Genomic DNA, 18065 nt, shown 5'->3' with positions numbered 1-18065 from the left:
AGCGTCCCCGATATTCGCCGGCACTGGTGCAACGCCTTGGATCTGACGATAACGCGCCACTCGGAGGCACTGACTTCCGATGGCATCGGGGTCGGCGACCGTCGGATGCAGCGACTGCAGGACAAACTGGCCTCGGCGATCGCGGTCATGGAAGCCGAAGCGCATGCCTTGCGCGATGCCCAGTTGTATTGGGTGTCAAGGGATATGGTCGACGTCGTCCGCAATGCCGCGCTCTCCCTGCCAGAGTGGACGCCCGCGTTGGCGTTCCCCGCGCCCAACGGCTTGCTGTGTTGGGCCAAGCCCGCCGGCGAGGTGCCCTACGGCCCCAAACAGACTTCCACGGTGGACATTCCGTGGGATGCGGTGTGGTGGTGGCTGCGCCCTGACGGAGCCTTACAGGTGACGCCGGCCAGCAGGTTCACCAAGCATCAGGAGCTCATCAAGCCTTTCCAGGTCTCGACTCCGCTGTGGGCAGCCCACACCATCGTGGTTCACCCGCAGCGCCGGCGTACCGAGGAGGCCAACGGCTCTGAGGATCAGCACCCGTTTGTCAGTGCGCTCGGGGTGGCGTGGCTGCTGATGGCGCAAGCCAATGTCGCCGAGACCCACACACTGGGGCCCGGGGGAGCGGCCGCTGGCCGTCGCGATCGCGATGGCGATGACACCGCCGACCCGCCCTCGGTGCGCGAGCCGTCCACGGTGACGATCGTCGAACTGCGCGCCCGGGCCAGCGACCGCGGCACCGACCAGCAGGCCGGCGATTCGGGGCGCACGTACAGCCATCGCTGGCCGGTGGAGGGGCACTGGCGCCAGCAGCCCTGCGGCCCGAATAACAGTCAGCGCAAACCCAAATACATCACCGACTACGTCAAGGGACCCAAGGGCGCTCCGTTGATCAAAAAGGAAAAAGTGCGCGTGCTTCGGAAGAGCCGCTAGCGCGCTCGCATCGCATCCTCCACGCCACCACTGTCGTTCGTCGTGCCACGTCGCCGAGAGATGCAATTCTTCGGGCCGTGGCGCATCATTTTCTCAAACGGGGGCACAGCATTCCTCGCGATGATTCCTGGCCGGCGTGGCTGCGTCCGGGATCGGATGTGCGGACGGTGCGGGTGTTCCCCGACGACACCGTGAGCCCAGCTACTTACGGGCGCAATAACAGCAGATCTTAGGCGGGTAGCAATCGCCGTTTTTTCATATCGATGAATTTCGGCCCAGCGCCATGCGCTTTCGCGCTAGATAATTCCTGCAGGTTGTCGATGCTAGGAAGAACGTGAATCACCGGGCCGCCGTACAGCATCGGGCGATGGCCGGACGTAGCCAATGCGCGCCAACTCGCGCTCACGCTTTTCGATGTACTTCTTGGGGTCTTCCAGCAGCAGGTTGACCTCGTCATCCTTGTGCCCCATACATCCGTCCTTTCGCTCAACACGAAGCGTAGCGTCGCTTTGTGCGGTTCAATTCTACCGTCCGTCCGCGCGTCTCAGAGAGCACCGGGGTTGTTCCGCGCGAAGAAAGTTGCTGAAAGAAGGGCGGCGAGGACCGCGACCTTCCCCAAGTCAACCATGTCGTCCAGGTCGCCCGGGTTTGCCGAGTCGACCATCAGCGCGCCGAAGACCCTGTCCTGCCCCTGAACCCGGATTGGATGCGAGATGAAGCCCCTGTAACTGAGGTTGTCGCGTTCAACCTCTTCCTCGGGAATTTCCAGCCTTACAACGGGCTCGCCGTCGTTGACGATGCTCCGATAGGTCGGGTGGTGTTCATCAAAGTGCCGTCTGCATGGACGACCTCCCGAGTAGAGGCCGTGCATGGGTGAGAGTGTCTTCTGTGTTTCGTCGTGACGGTACAGGCATGCCCGCACCCGCGTCTGGAGCCTCCCTACAAATTGCGAAGCTGCCCATACCGCGATGGTTTGCGTACGCTCGATCCATCGATCCCGTTTCGAAGGGTCTGACTGTGAGAGCGTAGTTCCAACCGCAAACAGGAGGTTTTCAAAGTCTTCTCCGATGAACTGCTGCCACTCTTGCCGATTGACTCTGCGGACTTCTTGTAACTCCCGCTGGTGTTCCCCCTGCAGTTGCTGAACTGCCTGGTCGTGTGCCTCTTTCAATCCTTGTTCGGTACTCTTCTTTTGCCGTGCCCGAACGATAGTATTAAAAAGCGCAAGTGAGAATAGGCTGACCGCTGGAACGCCGAGCAGCAATTGGTCCTGGATTGCGCGGGCTATTGGCACTCCGTCGTTGAAGGAATTGGTTACATTTGTCCATACATTGACGATCGCGCCCGTCGCGACCGCGAGGACAGGTGATGCGATGATTTCGGGTAATCGAATAATCCACCTACGAAGCGGTGGTCCCAAGAACACCATTAAAAGGACGGCGCCCGCCACTATGATCAGCGCCACTTCCCAACCCCTCATAGTCGCGATTATAAAATCGCGTCCCCGTTTACTGTTGCGGAATGACAGAATCGTCTTCGTGTGAACCAAGGCGCTGAGACCAGTGTCGAGAGTAAGCGCGAGCAGCCCCCCGACTGATTTGCTAGACGCTTGTGTGCAGGATTCGGGCCGCGACTAGCTGGGGAAGGTCAAGGTCCACGTCTGCAGCAGCTCTGTAACCCGCCATACCCAGCCAAACACTATCAACGCCTGACCTGATTTTGATCGATCCCGGCAGCCGATCGAGTGCGCGCGGCGAGCTTGCTATGCGTGGTGCAGATGGTGTCACGCGATGCTTCGTCGGCTGATCGAAACGTATTGCCGCAGGAAATGAACCGCTGCGTGAGACAACCCAACGGCCACCAGCGTGAGACAACGTGCGAAACAGCCAGGGAGCGGCGGGCCAGATGTCATGGCAGCTGGGAGCCTACACCTCCGCCGCCGCCGTCCCACTCGCTACCAAGAATTGGTAACATGTTGTCGTGGGTAAGAACACCTCGTTCAGCCTCGATGAGCACTACAGCGCGTTTATCGAGCAAGAAGTCACCTCGGGCCGCTATCGGTCGGCCAGCGACGTTGTGCGCACCGCTCTGCGGCTGCTCGAAGATCGCGAAACGCGGTTGCGCGCGCTGCGCCAGGCGCTCGTCGACGGTGAACGCAGTGGGGAGTCAACGCCTTTTGATTTCGATGAGTTCGTTGCACGCAAGCGGACCGAGGACCCTCCCTCACAGTGAGCCGGCATGTTCTGTCGCCCGCGGCCCAGCTGGACCTGGAACAGATCTGGGACTACACCTGCGAGCGTTGGGGTGATGATCAGGCAGAGAAGTACGTTCGGGAGATCGAGCGCGCGATCCAACGAGTGGTGCAGAATCCGATGATCGGTCGGGCCTGCGATGAGGTGCGGGCCGGCTACCGAAGGCATGCGGTGGGTTCGCACACGCTGTACTACCGCCTTGCCGGCTCCGACGTCATCGACGTGGTTCGGATACTGCACCAACGGATGGACGTCGACCGCCACCTCGACTGACGTGAGCAACGCTGCCGCCGTGGGGCCGCCGCAGGCGTTGCCCGCTTCAGGAGTGCGACCCCCACCAGGCATAGAGCTGGTCGAGCGGAGGGTCGGTGGGGGAGCGTGATTGCACGTCGGCCAGGAGGTGCTCGGCTTCGTTGGTCCAGACGACACGGGGGCGTCCGTTGTGCAGGCCGCACAACACGGTTCCACGGGTGATGGTGGGGCTGTCATTGCGCCGCCAGGGCCCGGGAGATTGGATGTTGCCTGGGCAAATCACGACCGTCGTCGTCTGGATCACCTGATTTAGCGCGGCGCGCAGCGCCTCGGGGGAGCTGGTGAGGGTATACGTGGCGGTGCCGGGCCCGCCGGGGTCGGAGTTTCTTCCGCAGGTGATCACGCCGGCGGCCGCGGTGGACGATTGTGGTTTGCAGGTTCCCGGGTTGTAACCGGCCGGCAGCATTCGCCTGAGCCGGTCTAACGCCTCGCCGGGCGGGGCGCTGACTTCGGTAGGTGTCGTCGTGGGCGTGACGCTGAGCGGGGAGTTGGAGCTGCTGCCGACGACCCATACCGCCGCGAGGAGCGCGAGGACCGCGGCGAGCGCGCTGGCCACGACCAGTCTGCGTCGCTGCGAGCCGACCGGCCGGGTGTGGGGGAGAAGGTTGATGAAATCAGCTGCGCTGCCGTTGTCGTCGCGCTCTGTGTGCCTTGTTGGGGGTGGCGATTCAACCCGGCGGGTGAGTGACGTGCGCGCCTGGATGGGCGAGGAGCCACGGCTTCCGGGTTTGACGGCATCGACTGCGGCGGCAGCGAAGGCCCCTGCGGTGCGGTAACGATCAGCGGGGCGTTTGGCCAGTGCTTTGGCGATGACGGTGTCGAGCTGAGGGGAAGCCCACGACAGCCGATCGGACAGTCGGGGCGGGGCGACGTCGAGGTGGGCTTTCACGGTGGCAGGGACCCCTTGGGCGGCGTTGTAGGGGTGTACCCCGGACAGCAGTCGAAACAGGGTGCACCCCAGGGAGTAGACGTCGGCACGTCCGTCAAGGGGTTCACCGGTGATGACTTCGGGCGCGCTGTAGGCCAGGGTGGCGGTCATGGGGCCGCCCGCGGCCAGCTCGGTGTTTTGTGAAGTCAGTGCCGCGCCGAAGTCGCTGAGCACGACGCGTTCGGGCCCACCGGGTTGTGTCTGACCGAGCAGAAAGTTCGACGGCTTGATGTCCTGGTGAACGACGCCGCGGGAATGGGCGTAGTCCAGGGCCCGGGCCACTTCGGTGATGATGTGCAGTGCGCGCGCCGGCGTCATTGTCCCGTCGTGCAGCGCCATTTCGGCGTTGGTTCCCTGGATGTACTCCATAGTGATCCAGAGCTGGCCTGTGTCGGTCTCACCGCGGTTAAACAGGCGCACGATGTTGGGATGTTCGAGTTCGGCTGTGATGTCGGCTTCGTGGAGGAACCGAGTACGTATGTGGGCGTCGTGTGCCAGGTCTGCCCGTAGCAGCTTGAGGGCTTCGCGGCGGGGCAGGGTCGGACTCTGCACGAGGTACACCGCACCCATCCCGCCGTTGGCCAGGACACGCTCGACGCGGTAGCTCGCGATGTGAGTTGGCGGTGATGACGTCGAGCGGTCGGGCGTTGTCCTGGGGGTGTCTTCGGGAGGCTGGTCGGCGGCTGCGCCGCGATCGGCCGCAGTCATGGGCGTAACTGTTCGATGGTTTGGGAGTGTAGGGATAGAGCCTCGCGGGAGCCGGCAATGGTCGCAGGTGTCGCCACTGGTCGAAGATTGATGTTCATCCCGCCCTCACATGACCGATAATCGAAGACGTGTCCATTCAGCTTGAGGCGGCCCAGGCGCTCGCGGTGGTCGAACGTGCCCGCTCGCTGTTCGGTTCTGCGGGGCCGGTCAGCGCGGCGGGAGCGCCATTGCAGTCGGCTGCCGATTCTGCCATGAGCGCCGGCCAGCAGATGTCGGGATTGTCTGGGCAGCTGGTCGATCGCCACGCGACGGTGGTGGAAAAGCAGAACCGCGAGCTGAGCACTGCCGGCCGCACGGACACCGCCTTGGAATCACAGCTGAGCAGCGCGGCACAGATCACCCAGGGCGGCGCGCGCCAAATGGACACGATCGTGGCCCGAACGCGCTCGATCGCCGAAGCCGCCGCGGCGGCACGCACGCCGGCCGAGGAAATGATGGTGCTTAAGGCGCTGCGCGCTCAAGTTGCCCAAGCGCAGTCCGTCACGGCCTCGACCCAGCAGCAAGCCAGCCAGGCCGCCGGGCAAGTGCGTTCACTGAGCTACGGCAGCGGCGGGATGCCTCAGGCGCCGGCCGACGACCTGCCGACCGACAACCCGGGTGAAGAACCGCCGCACGGCAAGGATCCGCGGTACTGGCTCGATGTCACCAAGATCGTCTACGTGCCAGAGGGGGAGCTGGCCCCCGCCAACAGCGTGCAGGTCGGGCCGAATCTGTGGTACCCGGCGCCGGACAATCCGGGCTTTGCAGTACCCCCGCCGCCACCGGCGCAGTATCCCCTGGAGATCGGCGATGTTCGGGTGATCGATCCGGAATCTGACGCGCTGTACCCCTGGGGCTATCAGGAGATAGCTCCCGGCATCGGCGTTCCCCACCCGGACGGGAACTGGGTGTCCTCACCGTGGCCGCCACCGCAGCAGCCCATCGACGTCCGCGACGTCATCCAGGTGGGGCCCGACCAGCTGGCCCCGTGGGGCTACGTGGAATACATGCCCGGATGGTGGGTGCCCGATCCGTCCCGCTCCTCGGGAGTCGGCAACTAACAGGCCCTGCGCTTTCGTTAGCGAGCGGTAGTGGCGACCGAAGGGCGGCGGCTAACTCGGTGCGCCCGCCGGCCGCTGCCGGGCTCGCTGATAGGCGGCGTGGTACTCGGTGGCGCTGATGCCGAGCACGCCGGCAAGAGCTTCAGCGTTCTTGTCGGACAGTGGATACTCACCACGCTCGATGCGCTGCAGGATCGCGGTGGACAGCTGTGCGCGCGCGGCAGCCTGGGGTTGGGTGAGGCCGCTCATCACGCGCCAATCGCCTGGGTAGCGCTGCTCGGGGGCGATGAGCACGACGGCGTCGATCGGAGCCTGCAGAACTTTCATCACGGTGGCGAGGATGTCGACCTGTGGTGTGCGCCGGCCGGCCTCCCAGTGATGGAGGGTGCTCAACGAGGCGCCCGACAGCCGGGAGAGGTCGCTGACGCTGATGCCGGCGCGGCGGCGCACCGCTGCGAACGCGTGCGCGTCGAACCCGCGCAGGACGCGGCGGGTCATACGGCGACCGTGCGGGGGCTGTTCATCATCGAAGAACAGAGTCATGGCACACCAGCTGTAACGTGAATGAAGAGTATCTTAACGGCGGCGTATATCGGAGTTGTATAGCGTACACTTAGGCGGGTTCGAATCTGCTGACAAGGGCTCTGCACTGCGGGTTCGAGCTTCCCTAATCCCTTTCGCCGTGTGCCTTTGGAGGGCTTTCATGGAACTTTCCGTCCGCTCCTATCTCAACGCCGGTATTGCGGTGACCGCCGCAAGCACCATCGCCTTGACGCCGGTTGTCGTCGCCCCCGGCGCGCATCAACAAATCTCGTTCCCGCATGTATCGGCCTCTCAGGTCCATCTCGCGGCGACGATCAATCCGGCCGACGTCGCGGCGCTAGTAGCGAACCTCAACGCCGCCATGGGCTCGGTGACCTCCACGGTGACGTCCGTGGTCGACGTCTCCGGTCATACCCTGACCGATGCCTTGAACTCAGCGGCCGGACTGAACAACAGCTTGTGGGACGGCCTCATCGCAGCGGCCGGCGCCAATCCCACACTGGGGTCGGTCCTGATCGCGCTCAAGGCCGCCTCTGCCGGCGGATTGTCCGAACTCGCGCGGTCGGTGGGAACGGCGGGCGACACCATCACTCTGACGACGGGCCAGGTGGCCGGTCTGCTGACTTCTACGGTCACCGGATCTCTGGGCACCGCAACGCAAGCCGTCGCCAACGTCCTCAACGACCCATTATCCGCCGCAAGCTATTTGGGCCTGCTGACCACGCCGATCGGCATCGTCGGCCTGGCCCTGGGCGGCGGCATCAACGTGGCCGCAAGCCTCACCACCAACGGTGTCGGACTCGCCAGCACTCTGGTGCACGGTGTCAGCGCCCAGATCGGCCACGCGCTGTCGTTGGTGAACGGCCTCCTCGGCGCGGGCAAGACGCTCACCGACGTGGCCCTCATCGACGGCGCGCTGACCGCAGTGCAGGGCATCGTCTCGGCACCCGTCAGCGCCGCGCTGGCGGCCGTCACCGGCCTCACCTCCGCAGCCGCCGACGCTGCGACGTTCACGCTGGGACGCGTCGCCGGCGGCGCCGCCTCAGTGGCGACGACCTGGCTGGGCAACGGCTCGGTCCCGGGCGCACTGCAGAACGCCATCATCGCGATCGGCGCTGCACCGCTGAGCCCGGCGAGCTACACCAACGCGATCTCGATCCTCGTCGGCGCGGGAGCCGCCACCGTCCAGTCGGTCATCGGCACGGTAAGCTCCTTCGCCTCCTTGCCATTTCGCGTCGCCGCGGACCTCACCGGCACAGCCGCCGACGTCATCAACTCCTTCACCGGTGGGCTGGCCACCGCAGCCAGCGGCCTGCTGCAAGCCGCCGGCCTGCCGCCCTTCGTGTCCGGGCTGCCCTACGCAGTGGCCACCGCCGTCTCCGGCGCGGTCAACATCGCCGCATTCACCACCTCGGCCGCCCTCGACACGATCGCAACCGCGATCGACTTCGGCCAGGCCATCGGCGGAATCCTCAATTCCGCCACCGCCGCACCCCACGCGGTGACCGCGTCCGCGCAGGACCCGGCGGCACTGCCAGACGCTGAGCGACACACAACACTGGTCACCCTCGCGACGGCCGAGGACGTCACGGAAACGCCGGCGCCGGCAAGCTCCACCGCATCAACCGCAGAGCCTGCCGACTCAGCAGCTGCAGCCGACGTTGTCACCAGCGCAGCGGAATCCGCCACAGGGGCGACGACAAACCTCGACGAGCCAGCGCCGGCCGAACCGACGACCGACACAGCGCCGCGCAGCCCCACCGCGACGACCAACGACTCCGAGGCCTCCGCCGCGGCGCCGAGCGCCGAGACCTCTACCGACAAACGCGATCCCGACTCGCCGTCGACGGCAAGCACGGGGGGCGCCGCCGGCGCCGCAGCAACCGCCGCAGAGTCCACCGCCACACCCACCAAGAAGGACGCTGCGCCCGTAGGTTCACCCCGTGCGAAATCATCCACCGAGGCCGCAGGCCAAGCGGCTGCCAAGACGCACGCGCGCGCCGTCACCGACGCCTCGCAGTCCGATTCATATGGAAGGCATGCCTCGGGCACGACGGCTTCGGAGTCGTCGCCGTCCTCGGTGGGGCGACACCGAAGCGACTCCCCGCCTTCGGCGGACAGTAGCGCGACGTCTGGTGAATCCAGCGGCGCCACTTCAGGATCACCGAGCAGCGCAGCGGCCTAATTTACTGATCGGCAGCACGGCAAGCCGGACGAATGTTACCTCCCGACCCTTGCGTGACGTGACGATTCAGTCCGGCTAGCTGTTGTGTTCCACCACGTTGGTTACACAACATGACCGCGCACAACGTTGGGGGTGGGCAGTGTCGGGTGATTACCCGCGATCGTCCGCATTTCGAACGTGTGTGGCGTAGAGGTCCGGGCCTGCTGCCCATGCATCTCCGCCTCGGAGTTCCTCGGGAAGGATGGCGCAGAGTTTCGCATAAAGCTCGCCTACTACCTGTGGGACGTCGCTGACTGGCTTCGGGAGCGAGTGCACGGGCGTTCGGTGCTCGGATTGTTTCACCGCGATCAGCCACCTGTAGTACTTGGTGCCGTCTGGGTATTCGTCATCATCAACGCAGGACTCGTATTCGCACCCATAGAGGTCGGCCACTTGCTCGGCGGTCTCTTTGGTGCGGTCGGCGACGTCCTCGCCGGCCAATCTGTCCGGATCGTTGAGGGTCAGATGCCATACGACCCACGGGTATTCGTTGAGTTTGGATGCAACATCCGCAGGATCCCAGTCCTGAGTGTCCGCGGCGGAGTCGGTCCGGCCTGCCAGCTCGATCACCGCAGCAGACCACGACGACCATCGATGAGCTTTGGACCCCGCATCGGCGATGATGGCGTCGCTTCGTAGAGCATGACTAAGGTCCGGGTCGGAAGTGAGCCCAGCGACGCCTTCGAGGATGCGTGAAACCCTGACAAACAGTGCTCGCGGGGCATAGACGGCATCTCCCGTCCCATGACCGGCTTGGATCAGCCCGAGCATCGAGATTAGTTCCGAAATCTCGTGGCCGCGGCTGCGGCTCAGAGCCTCGTCCACATCCTCATAAGATTCGAAGAAGAGGGCGCACTGGGCGAGTGCGGCGACGAGGCGGCCGACGCCAGAAACCCTGAGGGCTGCATTGCGAGGCAGCGTCAAGAGGTCTGCGCCGGGCTCCTCGTCGGCGAAGGACTCCACAAGGCCGTCGGCCATCCCGTCGAGGGCGTCCTGGTCGATATAGGTACGGGCGCTGCGCTCAGTGATGCGAAGTGTCGTGGCAAGCGCCGTAATACGGTCGGCCACAATCTCTTCGGCGGCCGCGACGGTGAGCGTCATCCCTCGATTCTGGACCCTGGCAACGAGCCCGATCGCTAGCGCCCGTAGCCACTGCGGTGCTGGTCGACCGGCGCGGCCAGCAGGCCCATTGGTACCAGCCATAACTCGCCGCCGCCTTGTCTTCCTTCATCACGTACGGTCTCATTCAATCAGAGCGACCATGTGCAATTCGTCGTTTGGATGACCACACCGCGTAACCAATGTCATGGAATAGCGCAGCTCGCGGCCGGCGGCCGGTTCAAGTTTGGTGTTCGCTGCGTGAGGGTGCGAGCCACACACCGTCCATCTCGATGAGTTCGCCGGTACCGGTTGGCCACACACGACCCCGTTGGTCGGCGTAGCCGAGCACGGTCCTCTCGGTCCCCTCGGTGATGTGTCTTTGCACGAGGATGGCTACGATCGGCGCTGTGCGGCTGACCCGCATTCCTGGTGCGATCGGCGCGATAGCTGTCGTGGCCCACTCTTCGGAGCTATCTCTCAAGTCGTCCATCAGTCCTCTGCTCGTTGGCGTCTGTCAGGTTGTCTCGGAGGTACCTTTTGCGGGACTAACGGGGCTGCTCGGTGTCGGAGCCAAGATCACGGGGCAGGTGTCGTCGCCGGATCAGCACCCAGGCGTTCCGGCTTGCAGATGCGGCGATCCCGAGCATGAGCAGAGCAAGAGCGTAGCTGCCAAGGTGGTTGACGGGCGGATCGATTAGCCAGTGGATCCCGCCGCCCAGGAACAAGAGGGCCAGGATGGCCCAGTGCCACCATGGGCCTGATGGCTTCGGGTCTGTCATCAAATCTCCTCCACCACTTAGGTTTACCGGACGTTCGTTGGATGGGCTTGTCGACTCGTGGGGGAGGGCGGTTAGAGCGCCAGGCGACGGTGGTCACCAAGAGGGTGCGCTTGCAGCACGCCAATCATCTGCCGCCGGCGGTGAACCATGTCAGGAAGTCATGGTGGGCGGTGAGGACCAGGCCCGCGGCGATGAGCACGAGCAGCACCCACGCTAGGGCGATGTTGAGACGAATCAGCCGGCTATTGCTCGCCTGTAGCTGGGCGAGGCGTTCTTGCCGTTCCTCGTGCGCGATCCCGGTGGCCAGCAACGCGAAGTCGATGTTGGCCACCTCGTCGTCGCCGGCCGGGGCGCCGGCACTGATTTCGCGCAGCCGATGGGCGGAAAGACCGACACCGACGCGGTCGAAGTCCCGGCTCATCTGGCGTGCTTGTCCGCGGGTTAAGGACCGATCAGTCACGATCACATGTGCCTTTCTCGGTAGGTGTCGGCAGTGTGTGCGACGTTGGTGTGTTTTGCGTCGGGGCCGACGGCTAGGCGCGGGGTGGCTGTTACGCGGTACACCGCGAGAAGCGCTGCGCAGGTAAGTATCAGCGCTGCGAGCAGGTAACTGCCGAAGACGATGGCCCCGGTTGCGTACATCGCGGCCCCGACCGCGACCAGTCCGCAGAGGTGCCGGGTTTCGGGGATGACGCAGATGTCGCTGGCGACTGCTTCCCGCCGCCACTGTGCAACGACGTCGTCCACGTCGGGCTGCGGATCGGTGAGAAGCTGGGTGTTGGTGTCCGCGCACCATTGGATGAACCGCCACGCGGCGGCCACAGCGGCCGGCTTCGTTGGAGTGTCGGGCAGGTTCTGTTGCTTTTCGACCCAGTCAAGGGCGTAGCGTGCGTCGCGCCGTATGTTGAATGCGGTGTTCTCGCGAGCGGTGTGCGGGTTGGCGCTGCTCATGTGTGAACTCCTATCGCCTTGCGGCGATTATCGCGATGGGCACTGACAAGACCTGTGTGGTTCTTATTGTCGGGCCGAGCGCAGGTAGCGTTCTGCACGAATTTTGGGCACAGGCGTGCAGCGTCGCGAATCACGCCGTGGCCGGTTTGGACGGATCGGCCACGTGGGCGGGAGGGGTATCGCCACCCTGTCCTCGCCACCGCGACGATGAACTGATCAGGCCCGATCGGACGATTTTGATGTCCGGATATCCGGTGGTCCGCCGATATACTGTTTTGTTATGACGGATCGAACGAGCGCAGCGGCGCAGGAAGCCGCGACGGTCACTGAGACCGCACTGGCGCTTGCCGGCCACGAATTGGACCCCTTCACCCGCGACGTCACAGACAAGATGGGCCGCGGTGAACTCACCGGCGATGAGGCAGCCGAGGCGATAATCGCTCACTTCGCGGGCAGCTCGCAGCCTGTGTAGGTGAACGACCACCGCCGCTGGGAGGATTACTTCTGGCCGGACGCTCCCGGCGTCCTGCGCAACAAACTCGGTATCCGCGATCAGCGGATGCTCAACTTCGTGGAAGCGCAGCTCTCGGCGGTGCGCATCTACGAACAGGTTCTCGAGAACCGAACCGGTGCCTTCGATTTCGCACACTACTGTGATTTCCACCGGCGCACCTTCGGCGACATCTACGACTGGGCCGGCACTCCGCGCACGGTTCCCGACGGCCCGATGACCAAGAAGCATGCCGATGTCGTCAACTTCCTCGTCAACGATCCCAACGCGCCGACAGTCGAATACCGATACCGGCCGGGTCCGCAGGTCCGTGACAGCGCAGAATATGTCTTCGCGCGACTCCAAGCCGAGGACGCCCTAACCGGGCTACCGCCGGAACAATTCATTACGCGCCTCGGAACCTATTGGGGTGCAATTGATTCCATACACCCGTTCCGCGAAGGTAACTCAAGGACCGAGACCGTGTTCTTCCACTCGCTGTGCCGTAACGCCGGCTACGACCTGGGCGCGGGCCGACTGTATGAGCGGCGTGCAGAGTTCATCGCCGCACGCTTTCATGGGCACGCAACTGGCGATCGTTACAGGCGGCTCACGGCACTGCTGGCCGACACTGTGCAAGTGCGCCCATCGCGCGAGCTCACCGCCCGCGAGACAAATTGGGCGCAGGGCCTGTATCAGAGCGCCGAGCAGAATGCCGATCTGTTACGGCGAGTCCAGCAACAGTCCAGACGTGAAGAGGGGGCCAAGCCTCGAATTATGAGCGCACCGGCGGCCCGACGTGTTGGTCTAGCGCGCGGTCATCGCCGCTGGGCGGTTTTGCGCCTGAGCAGCAACCGATTTCACCCACATTGGGAACCGGCTCAGACAACGGGGACTCGAATGGTCTGTTCGCGACAGTTGTCCAGCGCGGCCCGCGCGTCGTCGAGATATGTGTACGCGGTTGCTTGCCCAAAGAACTGTGGGTGGCCGGGGATGCTGATGCAGCCCACGCGTGGCCAGTCCTGGTCGACGTGGTCGGTCGAGACGAGCCGGCGTGCGGGCCGGCTTTCGGCGGGGGGCGGCGCGAACGACGACATTGCCACGAGCCCCGCGGTGGTGGGCAGCATCGTATGGGCGATGTGGGCAACTGCCCACGCCCGAAGCGGGCTCTCGGGCATGAGGGGGTCCATCGTGGCGTCCAGGACCAGGAGGACGGCGCTGATCGGCATTCCCGCGGTGAACTGGTCGTTCTCATCGAGATCATCGACGAGCCACTTGTCGTCGAACAGTTCGGCGAACGCGGCCGCGCGCTCACCGTAAAAGGCAAGGACGTCCGCGACGGGTTCGTGTCCCAGCTGGAGAATGAGGAAGTGGACCGCGCCGACTGCGATGTCGGGGGCGCGGCTGTGCGCATCGATGGCCGACATCAGGATCTCCCCTCGCCAATCCAGACAGCCGGACACTGTCAAACAGGTGTCCTGACTTTCGTAGTGGATCCAAGGCGCCGCCAATTCGACCACCGAGTTGTCGGTGCAGTCGGTGATGTACTGGGTTCGGTCGCGCAGAAACTCGCCCAACGCAACTGTGTTCACGTTCGGCCCCTTGCCGCCCGGCCGGCTCGAATCACCCGGGGCACACCCGAAGAACTCATCTCTCACTCCCCGTTTCGTCACCGTGACGTTTTGGGGCGTCGTCCTCCAGCCGCTCGAACGGGGCGGAGACAGCGGGGCGGTAGTCGGTCCAGTACTCGTCGCCAGCGAGGTACTCCAAGACTTCGCGGATTTCACTATCGCTGAGGCGCACCCCGAGCGCAGTCTCGATTCCCCTGACCAAGTCCGGCCGACCGACTGTCTGGTGCATCGCTCGCTCCAGGGCGCCGTGGAAGTGCGCGAGCGCACGAGAGAAGACGTGGCGGTCGGTTTGCCACGCCCAGCCCAGAAGTCGCCCGATCGAATCGCCGGCGTGCGATAGCCCACCGCGCCAATGTTCAGCGGCGTAGTCCGCTTCGCTCTGGCCAACGGAGATCAATATGAGTTCGATCAATGCCGTGTCGTCGATGATCCTGGCGTCGGCAGGCACCAGGTGGGCTACGACGCGGCTGCCTTTCACGATGTGCGTGATGATGCCGCGCTCGGCTTCGCCGACGAGTTCATTGAACGTGTTGCGGGCGTCGGTCGCGGTGCGCATTCGGGTCTGTCTGATGTTCACCATGCACAGCACTCTAACGCCTATGGCGCGTATAGGCGCTAGTTGTCCCGCCATTTTTCGCGCCAGAATAAACGCCGATAATCTCCGTTATGGTGAAGGCGCATGCGAGGCCCACCGACCCGGAACCGAGCCTTGCTCCAACTGATGCCGCCGTTGGATCACGGGCCGCAGTAGCGTCCTTGCGGCGCGAAGGACCGACATGATGCGCGGCCGCGCTGAGATGGGTCTGGGCCCATGGTACGCACTCGATACGTCACTGTGACGGTTCTAACGGTCCAATCATGCTGCCCGCCAGCGTGTTCCGCTCCAGTTCATGGATAATCTCTATTATCCATGATATTAGTCTGCATATTGCATCAGATGAATCAATCGCCTCGTGTCCGGTTTGGCAGCTGGGTGGAGCACTCCGTGTGCGAAATCGGCGCTGAGCAGCAGTGTCGTCATCCTCGTGGCATCACGCCACAAGTGTAGGTTTCGCCGTCCGCCGAAGGCGATCAACCAACTGATACGAATGCCTGGCGTTGACGTGCAGCGATGTGGTAATGATTCATTGACTGATTCAATGATTCATCAAACGAGACCGCTGGAGGCCATTTTGCCCGTCGACAAGAGTGGCCGTTTCTACGTCGTGGACTCCGTTCCGCTGCTTCACCCCGAGGCGCAGACGGTTCAGGAGATGCTCGACGGTTGGCGCAATCAGCAGTTGTGCCGCAATCTTGCGCACGACACCATCGGCCAGCGGATCCGGCTCGTCGAGCGGTTCCTGGCGTATACCAACGAATTTCCGTGGACCTGGACCGCGGCGATGGTCGAGGAGTTCTTTAGTGACCTGCGCGCGATATCGCGCCGCAGGCAGTCGACGATCCGCGGTTATCAGAACGCGTTGCGGATGTTCTGCTCGTATGTCAGTCATCCCGACTATGGCTGGGACCGAGTGTGCGAGCAGAGATTCGGTACCCACCCTGCCCAGGTCTTCTTCGAGTGGAACACTGCCGCACACGTGCAAGACAACGAACAGTCGCCGACCAAGCGGGCGTTCACCAAGAACGAGCTGCAGGATTTCTTCGACCACGCCGACGACCAGGTCGCGTTGATCGCCGCTTCTGCACGCAAGGGCTGGTTGCCGGCCTACCGCGATGCCGTGATGTTCAAGCTGGCCTACTCGTATGGGTTGCGTTTCAACGAACTTCGCCACCTGCAAACCGTCGACTTCGCCCGTAATCCACACGGGCGCGAGTTCGGACGCTATGGGTTGGTTCATGTCCGTTACGGCAAGGCAAAACGTGGGTCCCCGCACAAACGCCGCAGTGTGCTGACCGTCTTCGATTGGACGCCGGAGGTGATCGCCGATTGGCTGGCACACGGACAGCGGTGCATGGATGACGGCATCGATCTGTTTCCCAGCGAGCGCGGGGCGCTGGTGTCCGAAGATACCCTCCTGCGCCGGTTCCGCCGCTACTGCAACCACCTCGGGCTGTCGGCCGGGCTGGACTTGCACTCGCTGCGCCGCTCCTACGCCACCCACCTCATAGAAGATGGTTGGGACGCCAAGTTCGTCCAGGACCAGTTAGGCCATGAACACGCCAGTACCACAGCGCTTTACACCTGCGTATCCAGCGATTTCCGCATCCGCACGTTGCGCCGGGTGCTGGACTCCACCATTGAGGGCGCACTGTCGTCCGGCGAGCAGGAGGACACGTGAAACGACAAGTCGACTATGCCTGGCGGCTGGCCGAAATCATGGCCGCCCATGGCATGCACAACAGCACCGACCTGATGCCGCGGCTCGCCGAACGCGGTATCGAGCTGTCCCGGCCCCAGGTGTATCGAATCGTCCATCAACGGCCCGAACGGATGTCACTGCAACTGCTGGCTGCCCTGTGCGACATCTTCGGCTGCGGCCTCGAGGACCTCCTCACCGTCACCGCGACCGACGTCCGCCGCAAGAAGGCCGCCTCGTCGACGACGACTGCGCCCCCGAACGTGGTCGCACTGAACAAGTCGGTGCGTCCACGGCGGGCCCGTGTGATCCGCAATGACGATTGATCCCAGCCGGCGACCGGCGCGCCGCGGACGACCCCCAATCCGCGACGGCGACTTGCACTGCACCAGATGTCACCGAATGGCCAACCAGTTGCGCGTGAACTGGCCCGCTGATCGACTGTGCAACAGCTGCTTCTACACCGCGATGCGCACCCACGGCATCTGTCCCAGCTGCGGGCACGATGGCGTGCTACCCGGCCGCGTCAACCACACGGATCCTCGACCGGTATGCCTGTCATGCGCCGGTATCTCCGGCAATTACCGATGCGCAACCTGCCACGCTGAAGGTCAGTTGTATCGGGGCGGGCAATGCGCTCGCTGCGCGCTTCGCGACGACCTCACTGAACTGATGGTCGACGGCGCCGCCGATCCGATGACCATGGGCACCATCGTGACAGTCCTCTGCGCGGTTGACCGACCCGAAAGCATCCTCTCGTGGAAGCGCTCCCCCACCGTTCGGGCCCTGCTGACCGGCCTGGCCGATGGGGACATCCCGCTCAGCCATGACGGTTTGGACGCCGCCGGGCAAAGCAGACAGGTCTCGCATCTGCGCAGCCTGCTCGAGCACAACGGTCTACTATCGCAACGCGATGAACCTCTCGCGCGTTTCCAGACCTGGCTGGCCTGCAAACTCGACGCGACCCGGGAACCAGCCGTTCGAGCCCCCGTCGAACAGTTCGCTACCTGGCATCATCTGCACCGCCTACGCCGAAACTCACAGCCTGGGCAGACCTCCCATGGCCCAACACATTCGGCCCGACAGGAGATCAACGAGACACTCAAGTTCCTTACCTGGTTGTATGAAACCCATCACCGGACCGCGGCCACCTGCCGACAGCAAGACATCGACGAGTGGCTAGCCACCGGGCCGACAACCCGTACCAAGATCCGCACGTTCGTCGTGTGGGCCAACAAGAGCAATATCAACGCCGCGCTGCGCCTCGATGCCCCACCGGCCAGGAGCAGCCGCTTGCTCACCCAAGATCAGCGGCTGGCATGGATCAAGGAACTCCTCGACGGCGACGCGGAATCACTGTCCTATCGTGTCGCGGGCACACTGCTGCTGCTCTACGCCCAACCCTTGACGAGAATCGTCGCCCTGCCGACGGCGGCGGTTGTCATCGACACAGAGGGGACGCGCATATCGCTTGGGGCGGAACCTGTCCCAGTGCCCGAACCCTTCGCCGACATGCTCAAGGACCACCTGCGCGACCGGCCCAACCTTCGAACCGCCGGGGGCATGGTCACCAACCCATGGCTATTCCCCGGCCACCGTGCCGGCAAGCACCTCGATCCACACACCATGATGATGGCGCTGCGCACCCTGGGTGTCAACTTGCTCGGAGCGCGCAACTCCGCCCTGGGCAACCTCGTCGCCGAGATACCCCCTCCCGTAGTAGCCCACCTGTTGGGCTACAGCCACAACTGCACCCAGCGACACGCCCAACTGGCTGGTCAACCATGGTCGCGATACGTCACGTAGCGAGGGC

The 18065-nt window shown here is 64.0% G+C and carries 19 protein-coding genes and 1 pseudogene; 9 read left to right on the top strand and 11 right to left on the bottom strand.

The window, feature by feature from the left end; all coding sequences use genetic code 11:
* Positions 1 to 36 precede the first annotated feature (36 nt).
* On the top strand, positions 37 to 936 hold the full coding sequence (locus tag D3H54_RS30480; protein ID WP_353620062.1) for a hypothetical protein: 900 nt from the start codon (positions 37 to 39) through the stop codon (positions 934 to 936).
* Positions 937 to 1259: 323 nt separating this feature from the next.
* Here the strand turns inward: D3H54_RS30480 and D3H54_RS31395 are convergent, their stop codons facing one another.
* Together D3H54_RS31395 and D3H54_RS30475 are read right to left on the bottom strand one after the other, a co-directional pair.
* On the bottom strand, positions 1260 to 1406 hold the full coding sequence (locus D3H54_RS31395) for a hypothetical protein (protein WP_168215133.1): 147 nt from the start codon (positions 1404 to 1406) through the stop codon (positions 1260 to 1262).
* Between the two features lie 74 nt (positions 1407 to 1480).
* Positions 1481 to 2416, bottom strand: a complete 936-nt coding sequence (locus D3H54_RS30475; RefSeq protein ID WP_149383915.1) for a GAF domain-containing protein — start codon at positions 2414 to 2416, stop codon at positions 1481 to 1483.
* A gap of 500 nt (positions 2417 to 2916) precedes the next feature.
* On the opposite strand from D3H54_RS30475, the gene D3H54_RS30470 reads away from it, so the two are divergent.
* The gene (locus D3H54_RS30470; protein ID WP_149383914.1) at positions 2917 to 3168 is read left to right on the top strand and encodes a type II toxin-antitoxin system ParD family antitoxin; all 252 of its coding nucleotides are present in this window, start codon (positions 2917 to 2919) and stop codon (positions 3166 to 3168) included.
* The gene (locus tag D3H54_RS30465) at positions 3165 to 3461 is read left to right on the top strand and encodes a type II toxin-antitoxin system RelE/ParE family toxin (protein ID WP_149383913.1); all 297 of its coding nucleotides are present in this window, start codon (positions 3165 to 3167) and stop codon (positions 3459 to 3461) included. Before D3H54_RS30470 ends, D3H54_RS30465 begins: the two co-directional genes overlap by 4 nt.
* A 46-nt stretch (positions 3462 to 3507) precedes the next feature.
* On the opposite strand, the gene D3H54_RS30460 is transcribed toward D3H54_RS30465, so the two are convergent.
* Positions 3508 to 5136, bottom strand: a complete 1629-nt coding sequence (locus D3H54_RS30460; RefSeq protein ID WP_149383912.1) for a serine/threonine-protein kinase — start codon at positions 5134 to 5136, stop codon at positions 3508 to 3510.
* A 128-nt stretch (positions 5137 to 5264) separates the two neighbouring features.
* Between D3H54_RS30460 and D3H54_RS30455 the strand changes: the two genes are divergently transcribed.
* A complete protein-coding gene (locus D3H54_RS30455) occupies positions 5265 to 6236 on the top strand; it encodes a DUF4226 domain-containing protein (protein ID WP_149383911.1) in 972 nt (323 codons plus the stop codon).
* A gap of 51 nt (positions 6237 to 6287) precedes the next feature.
* On the opposite strand, the gene D3H54_RS30450 is transcribed toward D3H54_RS30455, so the two are convergent.
* Entirely contained in the window at positions 6288 to 6734 is a 447-nt protein-coding gene (locus D3H54_RS30450) for a helix-turn-helix domain-containing protein (RefSeq protein WP_286199382.1), read from the bottom strand.
* Positions 6735 to 6939: 205 nt separating this feature from the next.
* Here D3H54_RS30450 and D3H54_RS30445 point away from each other — a divergent pair, with 205 nt between their 5' ends.
* Positions 6940 to 8964, top strand: coding sequence for a hypothetical protein (locus D3H54_RS30445; protein ID WP_149383909.1), 2025 nt, complete (start codon positions 6940 to 6942; stop codon positions 8962 to 8964).
* Between the two features lie 150 nt (positions 8965 to 9114).
* Here the strand turns inward: D3H54_RS30445 and D3H54_RS31570 are convergent, their stop codons facing one another.
* The 5 genes from D3H54_RS31570 to D3H54_RS32065 all read right to left on the bottom strand — a co-directional run bounded on the left by D3H54_RS31570 (position 9115) and on the right by D3H54_RS32065 (position 12498).
* The gene (locus D3H54_RS31570; RefSeq protein ID WP_210419786.1) at positions 9115 to 10104 is read right to left on the bottom strand and encodes a hypothetical protein; all 990 of its coding nucleotides are present in this window, start codon (positions 10102 to 10104) and stop codon (positions 9115 to 9117) included.
* Between the two features lie 545 nt (positions 10105 to 10649).
* The gene (locus tag D3H54_RS30435) at positions 10650 to 10883 is read right to left on the bottom strand and encodes a hypothetical protein (protein ID WP_149383908.1); all 234 of its coding nucleotides are present in this window, start codon (positions 10881 to 10883) and stop codon (positions 10650 to 10652) included.
* A 124-nt stretch (positions 10884 to 11007) separates the two neighbouring features.
* Positions 11008 to 11304 (bottom strand): hypothetical protein, encoded by a 297-nt coding sequence (locus D3H54_RS30430; RefSeq protein ID WP_149383907.1) that lies wholly within the window; start codon positions 11302 to 11304, stop codon positions 11008 to 11010.
* A 41-nt stretch (positions 11305 to 11345) separates the two neighbouring features.
* Positions 11346 to 11834: a hypothetical protein gene (locus D3H54_RS30425; protein ID WP_149383906.1), complete on the bottom strand. Its 489-nt coding sequence runs from the start codon at positions 11832 to 11834 to the stop codon at positions 11346 to 11348.
* Positions 11835 to 11964: 130 nt separating this feature from the next.
* The gene (locus tag D3H54_RS32065) at positions 11965 to 12498 is read right to left on the bottom strand and encodes a hypothetical protein (RefSeq protein WP_286199381.1); all 534 of its coding nucleotides are present in this window, start codon (positions 12496 to 12498) and stop codon (positions 11965 to 11967) included.
* On the opposite strand from D3H54_RS32065, the pseudogene D3H54_RS32060 reads away from it, so the two are divergent.
* Positions 12394 to 12762, top strand: a pseudogene (locus tag D3H54_RS32060) (Fic/DOC family protein); the annotation flags it as partial. The gene D3H54_RS32065 and the pseudogene D3H54_RS32060 sit on opposite strands and share 105 nt — an antisense overlap.
* A gap of 443 nt (positions 12763 to 13205) precedes the next feature.
* On the opposite strand, the gene D3H54_RS30410 reads toward D3H54_RS32060, so the two are convergent.
* Together D3H54_RS30410 and D3H54_RS30405 are read right to left on the bottom strand one after the other, a co-directional pair.
* Positions 13206 to 13916, bottom strand: a complete 711-nt coding sequence (locus D3H54_RS30410; protein WP_286199380.1) for a hypothetical protein — start codon at positions 13914 to 13916, stop codon at positions 13206 to 13208.
* Between the two features lie 55 nt (positions 13917 to 13971).
* Positions 13972 to 14511, bottom strand: coding sequence for a hypothetical protein (locus D3H54_RS30405; protein ID WP_149383904.1), 540 nt, complete (start codon positions 14509 to 14511; stop codon positions 13972 to 13974).
* Positions 14512 to 15127: 616 nt separating this feature from the next.
* On the opposite strand from D3H54_RS30405, the gene D3H54_RS30400 reads away from it, so the two are divergent.
* From D3H54_RS30400 to D3H54_RS30390, 3 genes are all read left to right on the top strand, one after another.
* Positions 15128 to 16234, top strand: a complete 1107-nt coding sequence (locus D3H54_RS30400; protein WP_210419788.1) for a tyrosine-type recombinase/integrase — start codon at positions 15128 to 15130, stop codon at positions 16232 to 16234.
* The gene (locus tag D3H54_RS30395) at positions 16231 to 16578 is read left to right on the top strand and encodes a helix-turn-helix domain-containing protein (RefSeq protein WP_149383903.1); all 348 of its coding nucleotides are present in this window, start codon (positions 16231 to 16233) and stop codon (positions 16576 to 16578) included. Before D3H54_RS30400 ends, D3H54_RS30395 begins: the two co-directional genes overlap by 4 nt.
* A 76-nt stretch (positions 16579 to 16654) precedes the next feature.
* Entirely contained in the window at positions 16655 to 18058 is a 1404-nt protein-coding gene (locus D3H54_RS30390; RefSeq protein WP_149383902.1) for a site-specific integrase, read from the top strand.
* Positions 18059 to 18065: the final 7 nt, after the last annotated feature.

The sequence above is a fragment of the Mycobacterium sp. ELW1 genome (assembly GCF_008329905.1).
GTDB lineage: Bacteria > Actinomycetota > Actinomycetes > Mycobacteriales > Mycobacteriaceae > Mycobacterium.
Note: the sequence above shows the minus strand (reverse complement) of the source record. Positions and strands in the feature narration are given on the sequence as shown.

What these genes read in the sequence shown, in the direction of transcription:
- D3H54_RS30460 (WP_149383912.1), bottom strand. Translation starts at nt 5,136, where the DNA reads ATGACTGCGGCCGATCGCGGCGCAGCCGCCGACCAGCCTCCCGAAGAC.
- D3H54_RS30430 (WP_149383907.1), bottom strand. Translation starts at nt 11,304, where the DNA reads ATGAGCCGGGACTTCGACCGCGTCGGTGTCGGTCTTTCCGCCCATCGG.
- D3H54_RS30450 (WP_286199382.1), bottom strand. Translation starts at nt 6,734, where the DNA reads ATGACCCGCCGCGTCCTGCGCGGGTTCGACGCGCACGCGTTCGCAGCG.
- D3H54_RS30435 (WP_149383908.1), bottom strand. Translation starts at nt 10,883, where the DNA reads ATGACAGACCCGAAGCCATCAGGCCCATGGTGGCACTGGGCCATCCTG.
- D3H54_RS31570 (WP_210419786.1), bottom strand. Translation starts at nt 10,104, where the DNA reads ATGACGCTCACCGTCGCGGCCGCCGAAGAGATTGTGGCCGACCGTATT.
- D3H54_RS30405 (WP_149383904.1), bottom strand. Translation starts at nt 14,511, where the DNA reads ATGCGCACCGCGACCGACGCCCGCAACACGTTCAATGAACTCGTCGGC.
- D3H54_RS30425 (WP_149383906.1), bottom strand. Translation starts at nt 11,834, where the DNA reads ATGAGCAGCGCCAACCCGCACACCGCTCGCGAGAACACCGCATTCAAC.
- D3H54_RS30475 (WP_149383915.1), bottom strand. Translation starts at nt 2,416, where the DNA reads ATGAGGGGTTGGGAAGTGGCGCTGATCATAGTGGCGGGCGCCGTCCTT.
- D3H54_RS31395 (WP_168215133.1), bottom strand. Translation starts at nt 1,406, where the DNA reads ATGGGGCACAAGGATGACGAGGTCAACCTGCTGCTGGAAGACCCCAAG.
- D3H54_RS30445 (WP_149383909.1), top strand. Translation starts at nt 6,940, where the DNA reads ATGGAACTTTCCGTCCGCTCCTATCTCAACGCCGGTATTGCGGTGACC.
- D3H54_RS30390 (WP_149383902.1), top strand. Translation starts at nt 16,655, where the DNA reads ATGGCCAACCAGTTGCGCGTGAACTGGCCCGCTGATCGACTGTGCAAC.